This window comes from Luteimonas viscosa (assembly GCF_008244685.1).
Lineage (GTDB): Bacteria > Pseudomonadota > Gammaproteobacteria > Xanthomonadales > Xanthomonadaceae > Luteimonas > Luteimonas viscosa.
In genome coordinates this window covers 523,423-538,703 of record NZ_VTFT01000002.1, presented here as the reverse complement: position 1 = coordinate 538,703, position 15,281 = coordinate 523,423, and the positions used below count along the sequence as shown (strand labels likewise).

The 15,281-nt window shown below is 71.6% G+C and carries 15 protein-coding genes; 3 read left to right on the top strand and 12 right to left on the bottom strand.

All coding sequences use genetic code 11. The annotated features are described in order from the left end of the window. Positions 1-23: 23 nt before the first annotated feature. Positions 24-1,481, bottom strand: a complete 1,458-nt coding sequence (guaB, locus tag FZO89_RS16995; protein WP_149104610.1) for an IMP dehydrogenase — start codon at positions 1,479-1,481, stop codon at positions 24-26. A 321-nt stretch (positions 1,482-1,802) separates the two neighbouring features. Further along, positions 1,803-2,660 carry a cytochrome c oxidase assembly protein gene (locus FZO89_RS16990; protein ID WP_425480490.1) on the bottom strand — a complete coding sequence of 286 codons (858 nt, stop codon included), beginning with the start codon at positions 2,658-2,660 and terminating at the stop codon, positions 1,803-1,805. 54 nt (positions 2,661-2,714) lie between these two features. Between FZO89_RS16990 and FZO89_RS16985 the strand changes: the two genes are divergently transcribed. Continuing rightward, positions 2,715-3,236, top strand: coding sequence for a CopD family protein (locus FZO89_RS16985; RefSeq protein WP_262378756.1), 522 nt, complete (start codon positions 2,715-2,717; stop codon positions 3,234-3,236). Here the strand turns inward: FZO89_RS16985 and FZO89_RS16980 are convergent. From FZO89_RS16980 to folD, 5 genes are all read right to left on the bottom strand, one after another. Then, complete coding sequence (locus tag FZO89_RS16980; protein WP_149104607.1) at positions 3,182-3,712, bottom strand: DUF2231 domain-containing protein; 531 nt, start codon at positions 3,710-3,712, stop codon at positions 3,182-3,184. The two genes, FZO89_RS16985 and FZO89_RS16980, sit on opposite strands and share 55 nt — an antisense overlap. Before the next feature lie 8 nt (positions 3,713-3,720). Then, a complete protein-coding gene (locus FZO89_RS16975; RefSeq protein ID WP_149104606.1) occupies positions 3,721-4,056 on the bottom strand; it encodes a hypothetical protein in 336 nt (111 codons plus the stop codon). Next, entirely contained in the window at positions 4,053-6,596 is a 2,544-nt protein-coding gene (gene ctaD, locus FZO89_RS16970; protein WP_149104605.1) for a cytochrome c oxidase subunit I, read from the bottom strand. Before ctaD ends, FZO89_RS16975 begins: the two co-directional genes overlap by 4 nt. Next, on the bottom strand, positions 6,593-7,177 hold the full coding sequence (locus FZO89_RS16965) for a cytochrome c oxidase subunit II (RefSeq protein ID WP_262378755.1): 585 nt from the start codon (positions 7,175-7,177) through the stop codon (positions 6,593-6,595). Before FZO89_RS16965 ends, ctaD begins: the two co-directional genes overlap by 4 nt. Positions 7,178-7,432: 255 nt before the next feature. Beyond that, positions 7,433-8,293, bottom strand: coding sequence for a bifunctional methylenetetrahydrofolate dehydrogenase/methenyltetrahydrofolate cyclohydrolase FolD (folD, locus tag FZO89_RS16960; RefSeq protein ID WP_149104604.1), 861 nt, complete (start codon positions 8,291-8,293; stop codon positions 7,433-7,435). Positions 8,294-8,360: 67 nt separating this feature from the next. Here folD and FZO89_RS16955 point away from each other — a divergent pair, with 67 nt between their 5' ends. Both FZO89_RS16955 and FZO89_RS16950 read left to right on the top strand, forming a co-directional pair. Beyond that, a complete protein-coding gene (locus tag FZO89_RS16955) occupies positions 8,361-8,666 on the top strand; it encodes a DUF1244 domain-containing protein (RefSeq protein WP_149104603.1) in 306 nt (101 codons plus the stop codon). A gap of 6 nt (positions 8,667-8,672) precedes the next feature. Further along, positions 8,673-9,440 carry an alpha/beta hydrolase gene (locus tag FZO89_RS16950; RefSeq protein ID WP_149104602.1) on the top strand — a complete coding sequence of 256 codons (768 nt, stop codon included), beginning with the start codon at positions 8,673-8,675 and terminating at the stop codon, positions 9,438-9,440. 82 nt (positions 9,441-9,522) lie between these two features. Here the strand turns inward: FZO89_RS16950 and FZO89_RS16945 are convergent, their stop codons facing one another. From FZO89_RS16945 to der, 5 genes are all read right to left on the bottom strand, one after another. Continuing rightward, positions 9,523-10,587 (bottom strand): DUF2272 domain-containing protein, encoded by a 1,065-nt coding sequence (locus tag FZO89_RS16945; RefSeq protein ID WP_187471235.1) that lies wholly within the window; start codon positions 10,585-10,587, stop codon positions 9,523-9,525. Between the two features lie 131 nt (positions 10,588-10,718). After that, positions 10,719-11,846, bottom strand: a complete 1,128-nt coding sequence (gene moeB / locus FZO89_RS16940; RefSeq protein WP_149104600.1) for a molybdopterin-synthase adenylyltransferase MoeB — start codon at positions 11,844-11,846, stop codon at positions 10,719-10,721. A gap of 38 nt (positions 11,847-11,884) precedes the next feature. Next, entirely contained in the window at positions 11,885-13,111 is a 1,227-nt protein-coding gene (locus FZO89_RS16935) for a molybdopterin molybdotransferase MoeA (RefSeq protein WP_149104599.1), read from the bottom strand. Between the two features lie 3 nt (positions 13,112-13,114). After that, on the bottom strand, positions 13,115-13,708 hold the full coding sequence (gene mobA, locus FZO89_RS16930) for a molybdenum cofactor guanylyltransferase (protein ID WP_149104598.1): 594 nt from the start codon (positions 13,706-13,708) through the stop codon (positions 13,115-13,117). A gap of 12 nt (positions 13,709-13,720) precedes the next feature. Further along, on the bottom strand, positions 13,721-15,121 hold the full coding sequence (gene der / locus FZO89_RS16925; protein ID WP_149104597.1) for a ribosome biogenesis GTPase Der: 1,401 nt from the start codon (positions 15,119-15,121) through the stop codon (positions 13,721-13,723). Between the last annotated feature and the right edge of the window lie 160 nt (positions 15,122-15,281).

The following is a 15,281-nucleotide window of genomic DNA, read 5'->3' as shown; positions in this document are numbered from 1 at the left end:
CGACGTTGCGCGCGAGCGAGCGCCTAGCTCATCCGGTAGTTCGGCGGTTCCTTGGTGATCTGCACATCATGGACGTGGCTTTCGCGCTGCCCGGCGCCGGAGACTTTCACGAACTGCGGCTTCCTGCGCATCTCTTCGATGCTCGCGCAGCCGACGTAGCCCATGGTCGCGCGCAGTCCGCCGGCGAGCTGGTGGACCACGCCGCTGAGCGGTCCGCGGTACGGCACCCGGCCCTCGATCCCTTCCGGCACCAGCTTGTCGGCTTCGCTGGCATCCTGGAAATAGCGGTCCTTGCTGCCCTTCTCCATCGCCCCCAGCGAGCCCATGCCGCGGTAGCTCTTGTAGCTGCGGCCCTGGAACAGCTCGGTCTCGCCAGGCGATTCCTCGGTGCCGGCGAACAGGCCGCCGATCATGATCGTGGATGCGCCAGCTGCGAGCGCCTTGCCCAGGTCGCCGGAATAGCGGATGCCGCCATCGGCGATCAGCGGGATGCGGTCCTGCAGCGCTTCGGCCACCATCGACACCGCGGTCACCTGCGGCACGCCGACGCCGGCGACCATGCGCGTGGTGCAGATCGAACCCGGGCCCACGCCCACCTTCACCGCATCGGCACCGACATCCATCAAAGCCAGCGCGGCATCGCCGCTGACGATGTTGCCGGCGACCACCTGCAGGTTCGGGAAGGTCTTCTTGACCCAGGCCACTCGGTCGAGCACGCCCTGGGAATGGCCATGCGCCGTGTCCACCACCACCACGTCCACGCCGGCGGCGACCAGCAGCTCCACGCGATGTTCGGTGTCGCCACCCACGCCCACCGCGGCGCCGACCAGCAGTTGTTCGTCGGCGTCGTAGGCGGCGTTGGGGTTGTCGGACTTCTTCTGGATGTCCTTGACCGTGATCAGGCCGCGCAGCTCGAACGCATCGTTGACCACCAGCACCTTCTCGATGCGGTGCTTGTGCAGCAGTCCGATGACCTCGTCGTCGCTGGCGCCTTCGCGCACCGTGACCAGGCGGTCCTTCTTGGTCATGATGTTGCGGACCGGGTCGTCGAGCTTCTTCTCGAAGCGCATGTCGCGGCCGGTGACGATGCCGACCAGGCGGCCTTCGTCGACCACCGGCACGCCGGAGATGCGGCGCGCGCGGGTGAGCTTGAGCACCTCGCCGATGGTGGTCTCGGGGCTGACCGTGAACGGTTCGCGGATCACCCCGGCCTCGAAATTCTTGACCTGCTGCACCTCGGCCGCCTGGCGTTCGGCGCTGAGGTTCTTGTGCACGATGCCGATGCCGCCGAGCTGGGCCATGGCGATCGCCAGGCGCGCTTCGGTCACGGTGTCCATCGCCGCCGACACGATCGGCAGGTTCAGGCGCAGGGATTTCGTGAGGGGGGTGGCGAGCGAGACGTCCTTGGGCAGGACGGTGGAATGCGCGGGGACGAGGGAAACGTCGTCGTACGTCAGTGCTTCAGCCTGGATGCGGAGCATCGGCAGTCCCGGGATCGGTGGGGAAGCGCGGCATTATACCGCGCTGCGGCAACGCCCGGCACCGTGCCGGTGGTCCGCAGCGTGCCGGCCGGACGCGCAATCCACGCCCGGGGCCGCGCCTGTGACCAAGGCTCATGCATCGACTCGCCGGCTGTCGACCACGCGCCGGGGCGAGCGGCCAATGCCCGCATCCCTGCAGCGACCGGTGCGGGAGCAACCACCCGCCCGCGCCCGGCCCGGGATCCTGCGATCAGGCCACCGCGCGGGTGCCTCGCGTCCACGCGCCGACGGGCAAGAGCCCGCCACGGTGCAGCCCCGGGCTCAGCCGGGGCGACCCCTCACCCCGCGCAGTTCACGCGCCAGCAGCCACAATGCGCCGGCGAGGTATGGCAGGCACGCGGGAACCCACATCACCAGCCCGGCGAGTTGCTGGTCGACCAGCGCCTCCATTCCCAGGCGGGGCGCCCGCTCCGCGTAGACCGGGTACAGCACTCGTCCGGAAAACGTCAGCAGCGCTCCCAGGAAGCCCATCTGCATCATGACGACCACCACCGCCACGGCGCCCGCGAGCGCTCCCCCCGAATCGTCCCGCAGCCGCTGCCACAGCAGCGCCCACAGCCACAGGCCGGCGAGCAGGAAGCTGCCGTGCATCAGCCAGTGCACCGGCTCGCTGCGCAGCGCCAGGTCCAGGACCGCGGGCAGGTGCCAGCCCCACATCACCGCGACGTTCGTGGCCGTGGCGAACGCGAGCGAGAGCGCCACCGGCTGCGGCAGTGCGCGCAGTGCGCGATGCAGCGTCCGCGACCACGCCACCGGCAGCGCCGCCGCGAGCACCGCGACCGGGCGCGCGGCGAGCAGCAGCGGCGGCGCCACCGCCAGCAGCAGCATGTGCTGCGCCATGTGCGCCGCCAGCGACCATTCGCCCAACGCGTCGAAGGGCCAGACCGTCGCCAGCAGCAGCGCCACCAGGCCCGCCGCGCAGGCAGCGGCTTGCGCGCGCGAAACGCCACGGCCGGCATGTCCGCCACGCCACAGCCGGGCGATGCCGAGCGCATACGCCGTCGCGAACATCAGCAGCGGCACCAGCAGCCAGGGCGACAGGGACCAGGCCTCTTGCAGCGCCGGCGGTCCCTCGCCACGCGAATGCGCGGTCGCAAGTCCCGGCACCACGGCCACCATCAAGACGCAGGCGGGCCTCCACATCCGGCGCCGGACCTGCAACGGAGACGCGTGATGCTGTTCTGGCTGAAGGTCACCCACATCGGCAGCATGGCGGTCTGGTTCACCGGGCTGTTCCTGATGGCGCGCCTGTTCGCGGCACGCAGGCGCGGGCAGCGCGATGGCCGCGACGCGTTCTTCAACCCGGTGGCGAACCGCCTGTTCTTCCGCATCGCCACGCCGGCGGGCGTGCTGACCATCGGTTTCGGAATGGCGCTGATTCCCTGGGCGACGCCCGGCGGCTGGCTGGTGGCCAAGCTGTGCCTGGTGACCCTGGTGGTGCTGCTGCACCTGTGGCTCGGGGCGCACCTGCATGCGCTGGGGCACGGCCGGCGCGTGCGCGGCATCGCGCTCCTCACTGGTGTCCTGGCGTGGGCACCGCTGGTCCTGCTGCTCGCGATCGCCGCGCTCACCGGCGCCAAGCCCCGCAGCGCGGGCGATCTGCCGGCGCCCGGCGGCGCCCGGACCGCGGAGCCTGTCGCTCATTCGTCCAGCGCCTCGTCGGCCGCGTCCGCGGAGTCCTCGCCCGGGCAGTGACCGTAGACGCCGATCCCGTGACCGAAGGTCAGCGTGCCGCCCAGCCATCCGACCACCAGCACCATCAGCAGCGTGAACGACGATTGCAGCAGGGCCCATGGCCAGACGGCCGCATGGTCCGGGGCCCGCAGCCAGACGCCCATCGCCGCCAGCGCCAGCAGCATCACCCCTGCCACGAAATGGCTCCAGACCGAGACGTGGCGGCGCGCGAGCGGAATCAGGAACATGTCGGCCATCCCGAGCACGGCCGCCAGCAGGCCGCTGCCCAGGCCGAGCACGTTCAGCCACCACGCCGCCGTCGCCCAGAACCCGTTGCCCGTCCACAGGAACAGCGCATCCGCCGGCAGCAGCAGGCTGAGCGCCGTGACCGGATAGACCACGATGATCGGATGCAGCGGATGCTGGCGGAAGGCCACGCGGCTGGGAACCGTGGGGCTGCGCTCTTCGGCGACGGGTTGCTCGAGGGTCTTGCGCATGCGCCGGGTCACTCGCAGGGAAGGAGCAGGAACATCGGCAGCGCGGTGAAGCCGATCGCGACCGCGGCCAGCAGCGACAGGATCGCCACCAGCCGCGCGGCGAACGTGCCGTCCCGGGTGCCCGCCACCGTGCGCAGGCGTCGCCACGCACGCAGCCCGATCCAGCCCACCGCCACCAGCGCCAGCACGGTGGCGGCGCCCATCGCCAGGCGCGTCGCCGCATCGCCCCAGCCGCGTGCGCAGCCCAGGCCCTGCAGCGAATAGACCGTGGCGAAGTGCAGGCCCCACGCCAGCATCGGCGAGGCGATCCACGAGAAGCGGCGCGGGCGCGGCGGTGCGTTCATTGCAGCACCGGGAACAGGTGCAACACCGCCCACCCGATCGCGGCCTGGACCAGCGCATAGCGCAGGAAGGCATGCGCGACGCGCCATTCGAGCCCGCGTCCGGCATGCTCGTGGCCGCGCACGACGCGCGCGCAGACGAACCCGCACAGCAGCGCCGCCACCGCGAGATGCAGCGCGCAGAACCCCGCCAGCGTCCAGACCACCGCGGCGTAGGCATGTGCCTGCGGCGCGCCGACCGACATCGCCAATACCGCCGGGTGCGCGAGCGCGAATCCCGCGGCCGCCAGGGCGGCCAGCGCCATCGCCGTGGCAGCGCGGCGTCCCTGCCCGCCACGCAGCGAGGCGGTTGCGCGCCGGCCCGCGAGCCCGGCACCCACGAGCAGCAGCAGGGGCCACAGCTGCGAGCCGCGGAGCGCCGCGGGAGGCTGTCCCGCCGGCGGCCATGCCGCCGCGCCCAGCCACAGGTAGAAGTAGGCGAACACCAGCGAGGCGAACAGCGAGCCGACGATCAGCAGCGTGCCCACCACCGCCCACCAGCCCGGGGCGTTGCGGCAGGCGTATTGCGGCGGCAGCGATGTGCCCTGCCCCGCCTCGACCCGGTCCGGCGCCCCGCGGTGCCCGGTGGTCCAGGCCCAGCCGACGAACAGCGCCACCAGCGGCAGCAGGCAGGCGGCGGCCAGCGCGTACAGCCCGGCGATGAAGCACGCCAGCAGCGCCGCGATCACCAGCGCGCAGGCCAGTGGCAGCCACGAGGAGCCGGACAGGAACACCACCTGCTCCGGGCGCGCCGAGACCGGGCCGGTGCCCAGCAGTTCGCGCCGTCCGCTGGCCGGGTCGCCGAGCAGGCCGTCGGTGCGCGCGCTGCGCGCGGCCAGGCCGCGGTCGTGCCACAGCGGATACAGGTCCGCCACCACCGGCATCGAGGCGAAGTTGTAGTTCGGGACCGGTGCGCGCAGCGCCCATTCCAGCGTGCCGGCCCGCCACGGGTTCGCGCGCGCACGCCGGCCGTGGGCGAAGCACAGGCCCGCATCGATGAGGATCGCGACGATCCCCACCGCCAGCAGGAAGCCCGCGGCGGTGGACAGCAGGTTGAGCCATTCCACGCCCAGTTGCGGCGAATAGGTGGACACCCGCCGCGGCATGCCCAGCAGGCCGGTCAGGTGCATCGGCAGGAAGGTCAGGTTGAAGCCGACGAATACCAGCCAGAACGCCGTGCGGCTGGTGCTCTCCGAGGACATACGTCCCGTGGCTAGCGGCAGCCAGTAGTACAGCCCGGCGAACAGCGGGAACATCATCCCGCCGATCAGCACATAGTGCAGGTGCGCGACCACGAAGTGGGTGTCGTGCGCCTGCCAGTCGAACGGCACGAAGGCCAGCATCACCCCGGTCAGCCCGCCGAGCACGAACACGACGAAGAAGCCGAAGATGTGCAGCATCGGCAGCCGCAGCCAGGGCCGCCCGGACCACAGCGTCGCGATCCAGGCGAACACCTGGATCGAGGTCGGGATCGCCACCGCCATGCTCGCCGCGCTGAAGAACGCCAGCGCCAGCAGCGGGATGCCGACCGCGAACATGTGGTGCACCCACAGCCCGAAGCTGAGGAAGCCGGTGGCCACCAACGCCAGCACGATCCAGGAATATCCCACCACCGGGCGCCGCGCGAAGGTCGGCACCACCATCGACACCATGCCCGCCGCCGGCAGGAAGATGATGTAGACCTCCGGATGCCCGAACAGCCAGAACAGGTGCTGCCACAACAGCGGATCGCCACCCAGCGCGGGATCGAAGAACACGAATCCGAACGCGCGCTGCAGCTCCAGCAGGATGCTGGCCAGGATCAGCGGCGGGAACCCCAGCGCGATCATGAAGGCCGTCACCAGGATCGCCCAGGCGAACAGCGGCATCTTCCGGATGTCCATGCCCGGCGCCCGCGTGACCAGCACCGCCACGATCAGCTCCACCGCCGCGGTCACCGCCGCGATCTCGGCGAAGGTCACGCCGATCAGCCAGAAATCGGGCCCCTTTCCCGGCGAGAACGTGGCGTCGGTCAGCGGCACGTACATGAACCAGCCGCCATCGGGCGCCGCGTCGAACAGCAGGCTCGAATACAGGAACAGTCCGCCGAACAGGTAGCACCACCAGCCGAACGCGCTCAGCCGCGGGAACGGCAGGTCGCGCGCGCCGATCATCTTCGGCAGCAGGTACATCGCGAAGCCTTCCATGATCGGCACCGCGAACAGGAACATCATCGTGGTCCCGTGCAGGGTCACGAACTGGTTGTAGCGGCGCGGGTCCAGCACCTCGGCGTCGAACCAGGCCAGCTGCAGGCGGATGAACATCGACAGCAACCCGCCCACCAGCAGGAACACGAAGCCGGTGGCGATGAAGCGCACCGCGATCGTGCCGTGGTTGACCGCGGTCAGCTGGCCGGCCAGGCCCGGCCCGTTGCTCCAGATGCGCGCCAGCGCATCGAGCCGGCGCGCGTTCTCCCCCGCTTCCATCGCGTCCATCGCGCGCGCGTCGCCCGGCGTGCCGCTCATCGCGCCGCCCCATCGTCGGCGACGACCGCGTTCTCGCGCAGCCAGGCCCGGTAGGCGCGCGCATCCAGCACATCGACCCGGAACGCCATCCGCGCATGCTCGAGTCCGCAGAACTCGGCGCATTGCCCGCGCATCGGCACCGTGCGGTCCGCGCGCAGGCGCAGCAGGTTGGTGCGCCCGGGAATCGCATCGACCTTGCCGCCCAGGCGCGGGATCCAGAAGCTGTGGATCACGTCGATGCTGCCGACGTGGAACTCGACCATCTCGCCCAGCGGCATCGCCAGGCGGTCGACCGAGGCCGCACGGACGACGCCGTCGCGGTCGAGGTACTCGAACTCCCAGCGCCACTGGCGCGCGGTTACGCGCACCACGTGGGCGACATCGGCGCCGCTTCCGGTCACCCGGTCGCTCGCGAGCGTTCCGTACACCAGCAGCGCCGCCAGCAACACCGTCGGCAGGGCCACGCCGCCGGCGAGGATCAGCCGCCCGCCCGCGCGTGGGGCCAGTCCGCGCCCTCGCCGCATCGCCAGCAGCACCAGCGCCAGCACCAGCGTCCACGCGGCGCACGCGCCGGCGAACATCAGCCACCAGCCGGTGGCGATTTCCTCCGCGGCCGGGCCGGCCGGATCGAGTGCGGACTGGGGCCCACCGCATGCGGCCAGCAGCAGCGCCAGGGACGCTGCCCCGAAGACCGACCGGCGAATGGTGCGCCAACGAGCGACGATGGTTCCTGCCTCCGACACGCAGCACGACGCTGCCGACCCGCACACGAACCGGCAGTGTGGCGCCGCGGCCGTGAAATCACTGCGAGCGGCAGCGCCCCACGCGACCGGGCGTCAGCGATCCGCCGCCTCGGCGGCCTCGAGCGTGTTCTGCATCAGCGTCGCCACCGTCATCGGCCCCACCCCGCCCGGCACCGGCGTGATCCAGCTCGCGCGTTCGGCAGCGGCGGCGAATCCGACATCGCCGGTCAGGCGGCCGTCGTCGAGCCGGTTGATGCCGACGTCGATCACCACCGCGCCCGGCCTCACCCACTCGCCCGGGACCAGCCCGGGCCGGCCCACCGCGACCACCAGGATGTCGGCCTCGCCTACATGCCGTCGCAACACCTCGTGCGGGGTGAACTTGTGGCAGCTGGTGACCGTGCAGCCGGCGATCAGCAGTTCCAACGCCATCGGCCGGCCGACGTGGTTGCTCACGCCGACGATCGTCGCGCTGCGGCCGCGTACCGGCCGGTCGGTATACGCCAGCAGCGTGGTGATGCCGCGCGGCGTGCACGGACGCAGGCCGAACTGGCGCAGCGCCAGGTGGCCGACGTTCTCCGGGTGGAAGCCGTCGACGTCCTTGCGCGGATCGATGCGGTGGATCAGCCGGGTGGCATCGGCGATGCCCGGCAGCGGCAACTGGACGAGGATGCCGTGCACCGCCGGATCGGCGTTGAGCCGGTCGATCAGGCCGAGCAGCTCGGCCTCGCCGGTGCCGGCCGGCAGGTCGAAATCGAAGGCCTGGATGCCGACCTTCTCGGCCGCGCGACGCTTGTTGCGCACGTACGACTGCGACGCGGGATCGCTGCCCACCAGCACCACCGCCAGCCCCGGCCGTGCCCGCCCCTGGGCGACGCGTGCGTCGACCCGCAGGCGCAGTTCGTCGAGCAGGGAATCGGCGATGCGCTTGCCGTCGAGGATGCGTGCGGTCATGCGGCGTGGAAGGCGGAATCGGGAGCGCGTATTGTCTCACGACCCCGCCGCAGCCAAGGAGCGAGCCATGGACACCGATGCCGACACCGTGCAGATCGAGGCCGCCGTGTTCCGACGCCTGCGCCAGCACCTGCTGGAGGCGCGGCCGGACGTGCAGAACATCGACCTGATGATACTCGCCGGCTTCTGCCGCAACTGCCTGGCCGACTGGTATCGCGAGGCCGCGCAGTTGCAGGGCCTCGTCATGACCCGCGACGAGGCTCGAGAAGCGGTCTACGGCGAGCCGTTCGCGGACTGGAAGGCCAGGCACCAGCGCGAGGCGACGCCGGAACAGCTCGCCGCGTTCGAGGCGGCTCGCGCGCGCCACGGCTGAGGATCCATGCGCCGGATGCTGGTGACCCTGCTGCTGGTGCCGGTGCTGGCCTACGTCGCGCTGTGCGCGATGCTGTTCCTTGCGCAGCGCAAGCTGGTCTACCTGCCGGACTACACGCACGTTCCGCGCGCCGGCACCGATTACGCGCTCGACCGCGACGACGTCACCCTGCGCGGCTGGATCGTCAATCCGGGCCGGCCGGCGGCCATCGTCTATTTCGGCGGCAACGCCGAGGCGGTGCAGGCCAACGCGGGGGATTTCGCGCGCTGGTTCCCCGGCCACAGCGTGTACCTGCTCGCCTACCGCGGTTATGGCGCCAGCGACGGCACGCCCGCGGCTTCCGAGCTGCTCGACGATGCGCTGGCTTTCTTCGACGACGTACAGACACGCCACCCGGGCAAGCCGGTCTCCGCGATCGGCCGCAGCCTCGGCAGCGGCATCGCCGCCCACGTCGCCGCACGCCGGCCGGTCGACCGGCTGGTGCTGGTCACGCCCTTCGACAGCCTCGCGAACGTCGCACAGGCGCACTATCCGTGGCTGCCGGTACGCTGGCTCATGCGCGAACGCTATCCTGCCGTCGACGCACTGCGCGACTATCCGCGACCGGTGCTGGTGCTGCGCGCCGGTCGCGACGAGGTGATCCCGGGGGCGAACACCGATGCGCTGCTGCGCGTGTTGCCACGGGCCGGCGTGGTGTCGATCCAGGCGGCCGGACACAACGACCTCCATGCGTCCCCGGCATACGGCGAGGCCATGGCGGCGTTCTTGCGCTGAGCATTGCCGGGCCGTCCCTGCGGCAACGTCGGCGATTCCCCAAGGGCCCGTGTCGTCGCCTGCGGACGACCCTGCCGGTACCTCAGGGACGCGTGGGCGTCACCGGGCACCGCGGGAGTCCCACCTCGGGGTCGCAGTGATTGCAGCACCTGGGTTGCGGGGCGGCTTCCGTCGAGGGCAGCGCCTGCTCCGGGCCCGGCACCGTGAACCGCGAAACCGGCGCGCGGACCGTGGACGGCATCGACGGTGCCGGCGCCAGCGTCGCCAGCTCCTCCGCCGGCCGCAGTTGCAGCAGCACCGACCAGTCCTGCCGGTTGAGGTCGCAGGCGTAGGCGCTCTCGGGCGAGCATTCCGGATCGCTCGCCAGGCGCATCGGCAACCGGTCGAAGCGGTCGCCCGGCGTCAGCCGCAACCGGCGCATGGCCACTGCGTCGTAGACGTTGCCGCCGACCAGGTAGGCGCTGCGCGCATGGTCGGCGTCCACGCCGATGCCCACCACCACGTCGCAGTGCATCGCCAGGCCCGGTTCGTTGCCGCTGAGCAGGGTCGCCAGTTCGCTGAAGCCGTAGGTACGCGCGGTGCCGCGCACGTAGCAGAGCATGTCGCCCGTCCGGACCTGGGAAGCCAGCGGGTTGGCCACCCGGTACGGACTGAGGAACGGTTCGCGGTAGGCGCGGCGCACATAATTCAGATGGCTGGCAGACCCGTCGAAACCGGGCACCGCCGCCCGGCGCATCACCCAGGAGACGAACGCCGCCGACCACGGGGTGTCGACCACGAATGCGCGGCACGAAGGTGCTGGCATGTCGCCGTAGGCGCAGTCGCCCGCCCCCGCCTGCCAGAGCAGGCCGCTGCCACGCCAGTACTCGATCACCCGCTGCCAGGCCGGCTCGCCATCCGCCAGCCGCGCGCGCTCGGCCTCGCGGACCTTCATCGATCCGATCCGGCCCTCGGTGTCGATCAGGGGGCGGTACCACTGCCGGTGCTCCTCGCAGGCCGCCGCGGCGATGCGCGCAGGCACCTCGGCGGCCTGGATCGCCTGCACGGACAGCTTCAGGCAGGGGTCGGCGGCCGCGGCCGGGACCGGCGCCATCCAGGCGCACAGCAGCAACACGACGATGGGCAGGCAGGCAAACCGTGCGGGCATGGGGCAACCGGTCAGGCGACGGAGAGACGACGACACGCATCGTGCAGCAAACCGCGTGAAACGCGAGGGATGCTGCGCGCCGGCGCCTGGCCCCCTCGCGCGGCGCCGCGACGTCCGCACGCGGGCGAGCGTCATCCGGCGCAGAACGCGGCGTAGTCGATGTAACCCGGGAACGGCACGCCCGGAGCGCACAACGGGCAGTCCGGATCCGGCGCCAGCCGCGTCTCGCGGAAGCGCATGGCCAGCGCATCGAAATGCAACAGGCGCCCGGCCAGCGGCTCGCCGATGTGCAGCAGCAGCTTGAGCGCCTCGGTGGCCTGCAGCGTGCCGATCACGCCCGGCAGCACGCCCAGCACGCCGACCTCGCTGCAGTTGGGCGCGGCCTCGGGCGGCGGCGGCGCCGGGAACAGGCAGCGGTAGCACGGCGCGCGGCCTCGCTGGCGCCCGGCGTCGAACACGCCGACCTGCCCTTCGAAGCGGTGCACCGCGCCGTAGACCAGCGGTTTGCCCAGGTGCACGCAGGCATCGTTGAGCAGGTAGCGCACCGGGAAGTTGTCGCCGCCGTCGATCACCACGTCCGCGTCGGCGATCAGCCGCTCGACGTTGGCCGAGTCCAGGCGCTCGGCGACGGGGTCGATCGCCACCCGCGGATTGAGCGCCGACAGCCGCGTGTGCGCCGACTCCACCTTGGGCACGCCGGTGTCGGCATCGACGTGCAGGATCTGTCGCTGCAGGTTGCTGCGGTCAACCACGTCGTCGTCCACCAGCCGCAGGTGCCCGACCCCGGCCGCGGCCAGGTAGAACGCCGCCGGCGATCCCAGGCCGCCGGCGCCGACCACCACCACGCTCGCCGCCTCCAGCCGGCGCTGGCCACGCGCGCCGATCTCGGACAGGCGCAGGTGGCGCGAGTAGCGCTCGTGGAAGTCCTCGTCGACCGGTTCCTCCGGCCGGGTCATCGGGAAGCCTTCGGCCTGCCACATCAGCGTACCGCCGCGCACCGAGGTGACGCGCTGGTAGCCCAGCCGCTGCAACTGCTCGGCCGCCAGCATCGAACGGCCGCCGCTCTGGCAGATCAGCAGCACCTCCAGGTCGGGGCGCGTGATGAACCGGTGCGGCGCCTGCTCGAGTTCGCTGCGCGCGACGCCGACCGCGCCCTGCGCCATGCCCAGCTCGCGCTCGTGGTCCTCGCGCACGTCCACCAGCAGCGCGCCCTGCGCGATCCGGTAGTTCGCTTCCCGCGGCGTGATCTCCTTGCCCATGCCGTCGATTATGGCGCCGCCGGCCGCTGCCGGGAAACTCAGTACGGCAAGACTTCGACCACGCTGCCCTGCGGGTAGTCGCGCTCGCCCTCTTCGAGCACGATCAGGGCGTCGGCGTCGGCGGCCGCGCGCATCCGGTGCGAGCCGTCGGCGGGATCGGGTTCGACCAGGAGGGTGCCGTCATCGGCGCTGGCGAGCCGGCCGCGCAGGAATTCGAGGCGCTCATGACGCTTGCGCCACGGCGCAGCCAGGCGCGCCCGCCATGCCCTGCGCGGGGCCCGGGCCTGCAACCCGTCCAGCAGCGGCCGTGCCAGCGCGAACCACGTGGCGAGCACGGACACCGGGTTGCCCGGCAGCGCGAGGAACAACGCCGGCCCGAGCGTGCCGCCGTCGGCGAACAGCACCGGCATGCCCGGGCGCATCCGCACCTTCCAGAAATGCACCTGGCCGCGCCGCTGCAGGAGAGCCGGCAGGTGATCCTTTTCTCCGGCCGACACGCCGCCGCAGGTCAGCACCAGGTCGAAGGCCTCGCCCGCGTGGCGCAGCGCCGATTCGATCGCGTGCGGATCGTCGGGCAGCGTCGGCCAGGCCACCGGTTCCAGCCCCTCGGCACGAAGCAGGCCCATCAGCAGTTCGCGGTTGGAATCGTAGACCTGGCCGTGCGCCAGCGGCAGGCCGGGTTCGACCAGCTCGTCGCCGGTGGAGAACACCGCCACCGTGGGGCGCCGGGCCACGTCGATCCCGGCGATTCCCTGGCCGGCCAGCAGCGCGACCCGCGCCGGCGAAAGCGCCTCGCCCACCACCGCCAGCAGGTCGCCCGCCCGCACGTCCTCGCCGCGATGGCGGACGTGGCTGCCGGCGGCGGGCGCCTGCAGCACGCGCACGTTGCCGTCTTCGATGCGGGTGTGTTCCTTGATCACCACCGTGTCGCTGCCGTCCGGCAACGGTGCACCGGTGGTGATGCGCACGCATTCCCCGGCACGCACCAGCGGTGCGGCAGGACCGCCCGCGAACTGTTCGCCGCGCAGCGCCAGCAGGGTTTCGCCCGGCAGCAGGTCGGCACGGCGCAGCGCGAAGCCGTCCATCGCCGAATTGTCGAAGGCGGGCATCGCGATCCGCGCGAGCGCATCGGTGGCCAGCACGCGGCCATGCGCCCGCGCGAGCGCGATGTGTTCGGCAGGGAGCCGTCGCCCGCGCGCGACGCGCGACACGATCGCGAGCGCCTCGGCGTAGGCGATCCTGGTGGGGAAGGCGTCGCTGGCCATGCCTCAAAGGCCCGCGATGCCGGCCGCGCGCAGGTCGGCGGGCGTGTTGAGATTCCCGAAACGGACCCCGTCGAGGTGGACCTCCGCCATGTCGAGCCGCGCCTGCAGGGCGTGTACGGCGAACTCCCCCGCCGCGAGCGCCGCGCTGGTGGCTTCGCGCAATGCGGCGACGCGCCACAGCCCGACCAGCGGCTGCGGACCGTCCTCATCTCGAGCGCGGGCGCCGTCCGCCTTGTGCCCCGCCACGAGACTGCGCAGCAGGTCGTCGCCATAGTCGACTATGTCGACCGGAAGCGTGAGCAGCCACGGCGTGCGGCAGGCCGCGCCCAGCGCGTCGAGGCCCGACATCGGGCCTGCGCCGGTGCTGCGGTCGCGCACCACGGCCAGCCCCGCTTCCCCGTAGCGCTCCGACTGCGCATTCGCGCTGACCAGGACGCCAGCCGTTTCATCCGCGAACCGCGCCGCGATACGCAGCACCTGCGGCACCCCGTTGCGTATCAGCCATGCCTTGTCGCGACCTCCCAGGCGCACCGCGCCCCCGCCGGCGAGGATGCCGAGCGTGATCGCGCTACGCGCGATGGCGGCGGGCCTGTCCATCGACTCCCGGCCCTAGCGTCCGCGCTTGACGTGGCGGATCAGCCGCTTTTTCTTCGCCACCTGGCGCTCGGTCAGCACGTTCTTCTTGTCCTTGTACGGGTTCTCGCCCTCCTTGAACACGAACTTCACCGGCGTGCCGACCAGCTTGAAGCGCTTGCGGAAGAAATTCTCGAGGTAGCGCGTGTAGCTGGCCGACAGCGTGCGCAGACGGGAGCCGTGGACGACGAAGGTCGGCGGGTTCTCGCCGCCCGGGTGGGCGAATCGCAGCTTGGCCACGTGCCCGCGCACCACCGGCGGCGGGCTGGCCTCGTAGGCGATCTCGAGCGCGCGGGTGACCTCGGCGGTGCTGAACTGCCGCGTCGCCGACGCATGCGCGCGGTGGATCGCCTTGAACAGTTCGCGCAGTCCCGAACCGTGCGCGGCGCTGATCCGCACCGCTTCGGCCCATTGCACGAAGGCCAGCTTGCGCGAGAGCAGCGCCTCGGTCTGCTCGCGCTGGTAGCTGCTCAGCCCGTCCCACTTGTTGACCGCCACCACCAGGGCGCGGCCGGCGTCGAGCACCGCACCGAGCACGCTCGCATCCTGCTCGGTCACGCCCTCGGTGGCATCGAGCATGATCACCGCGACCTGGCAGTGCTCGATCGCCTGCAGGGTCTTGATGATCGAGAACTTCTCGACCGCGGCATCGACCTTGCCCTTGCGGCGGATGCCCGCGGTGTCGATCAGGCGGTACTTGCGACCGTCGCGCTCGAGATCGACCGCGATCGAATCGCGGGTGGTGCCCGGCACGTCGGAGGCGATCATCCGCTCCTCGCCGAGGATCCGGTTGACCAGGGTCGACTTGCCCACGTTGGGCCGGCCGACGAAAGCGATGCGCACGCGCTCGGGATCCTCCTCCGGCACATCGACGTCGCTGTCGGCGGGCAGGCGTTCGAGGATCGTGTCGAACAGCTCGTCGATGCCCTGGCGATGCGCGGACGACACCGCCAGGGTGTCGGCGAAGCCATAGCGCGCGAACTCGGCCAGCGCGGCGCGCGCGTCGAGGCCGTCGGTCTTGTTGACCAGCAGCAGTACCGGTCGCCCGGCCTTGCGCAGCCAGCGCAGGATCTCGTCGTCGAGCGAGGACGCCCCTTCGCGGCCGTCGACCACGAACAGGACCAGATCCGCCTCCTCGGCGGCCGCACGCGACTGGCGGGCGGTGGCGCCGGCCAGCCCCTCCTCGTCGCCGGCGATGCCGCCGGTGTCCACGACCACGAATGGCCGCTCCCCCTCCAGGCGGCAGACGCCGTAGTGGCGGTCGCGGGTCACGCCCGGTTCGTCGTGCACCAGCGCGTCGCGGGTGCGGGTCAGCGCATTGAACAGCGTCGACTTGCCGACGTTGGGGCGGCCCACGAGGGCGACGGAAGGAAGCATGGCGGCCGGATCGGGATCGGAAAGGGGAGCGTAACGCGTGCAGGCGCGCCATACACGGCGCGGCGCCTGTCGCGACGGAAAAACGGGCGGAAGATACCTGCCGGAGCAGGCCGCAGCGACGATCCGCGCGATTGTTCGAATCCGGCGGCGCTGCCGTCAG

Coding starts and splice junctions, on each gene's coding strand:
- ctaD (WP_149104605.1), bottom strand. CDS start 6,596: ATGAGCGGCACGCCGGGCGACGCGCGCGCGATGGACGCGATGGAAGCG.
- FZO89_RS16980 (WP_149104607.1), bottom strand. CDS start 3,712: ATGCGCAAGACCCTCGAGCAACCCGTCGCCGAAGAGCGCAGCCCCACG.
- mobA (WP_149104598.1), bottom strand. CDS start 13,708: ATGGACAGGCCCGCCGCCATCGCGCGTAGCGCGATCACGCTCGGCATC.
- FZO89_RS16965 (WP_262378755.1), bottom strand. CDS start 7,177: ATGTTCGCCGGCGCGTGCGCCGCGTGGACGCTGGTGCTGGCGCTGGTG.
- FZO89_RS16990 (WP_425480490.1), bottom strand. CDS start 2,660: ATGGTGGCCGTGGTGCCGGGACTTGCGACCGCGCATTCGCGTGGCGAG.
- FZO89_RS16950 (WP_149104602.1), top strand. CDS start 8,673: ATGCGCCGGATGCTGGTGACCCTGCTGCTGGTGCCGGTGCTGGCCTAC.
- folD (WP_149104604.1), bottom strand. CDS start 8,293: ATGACCGCACGCATCCTCGACGGCAAGCGCATCGCCGATTCCCTGCTC.
- FZO89_RS16935 (WP_149104599.1), bottom strand. CDS start 13,111: ATGGCCAGCGACGCCTTCCCCACCAGGATCGCCTACGCCGAGGCGCTC.
- FZO89_RS16985 (WP_262378756.1), top strand. CDS start 2,715: ATGCTGTTCTGGCTGAAGGTCACCCACATCGGCAGCATGGCGGTCTGG.
- moeB (WP_149104600.1), bottom strand. CDS start 11,846: ATGGGCAAGGAGATCACGCCGCGGGAAGCGAACTACCGGATCGCGCAG.
- guaB (WP_149104610.1), bottom strand. CDS start 1,481: ATGCTCCGCATCCAGGCTGAAGCACTGACGTACGACGACGTTTCCCTC.
- FZO89_RS16955 (WP_149104603.1), top strand. CDS start 8,361: ATGGACACCGATGCCGACACCGTGCAGATCGAGGCCGCCGTGTTCCGA.
- FZO89_RS16975 (WP_149104606.1), bottom strand. CDS start 4,056: ATGAACGCACCGCCGCGCCCGCGCCGCTTCTCGTGGATCGCCTCGCCG.
- FZO89_RS16945 (WP_187471235.1), bottom strand. CDS start 10,587: ATGCCCGCACGGTTTGCCTGCCTGCCCATCGTCGTGTTGCTGCTGTGC.
- der (WP_149104597.1), bottom strand. CDS start 15,121: ATGCTTCCTTCCGTCGCCCTCGTGGGCCGCCCCAACGTCGGCAAGTCG.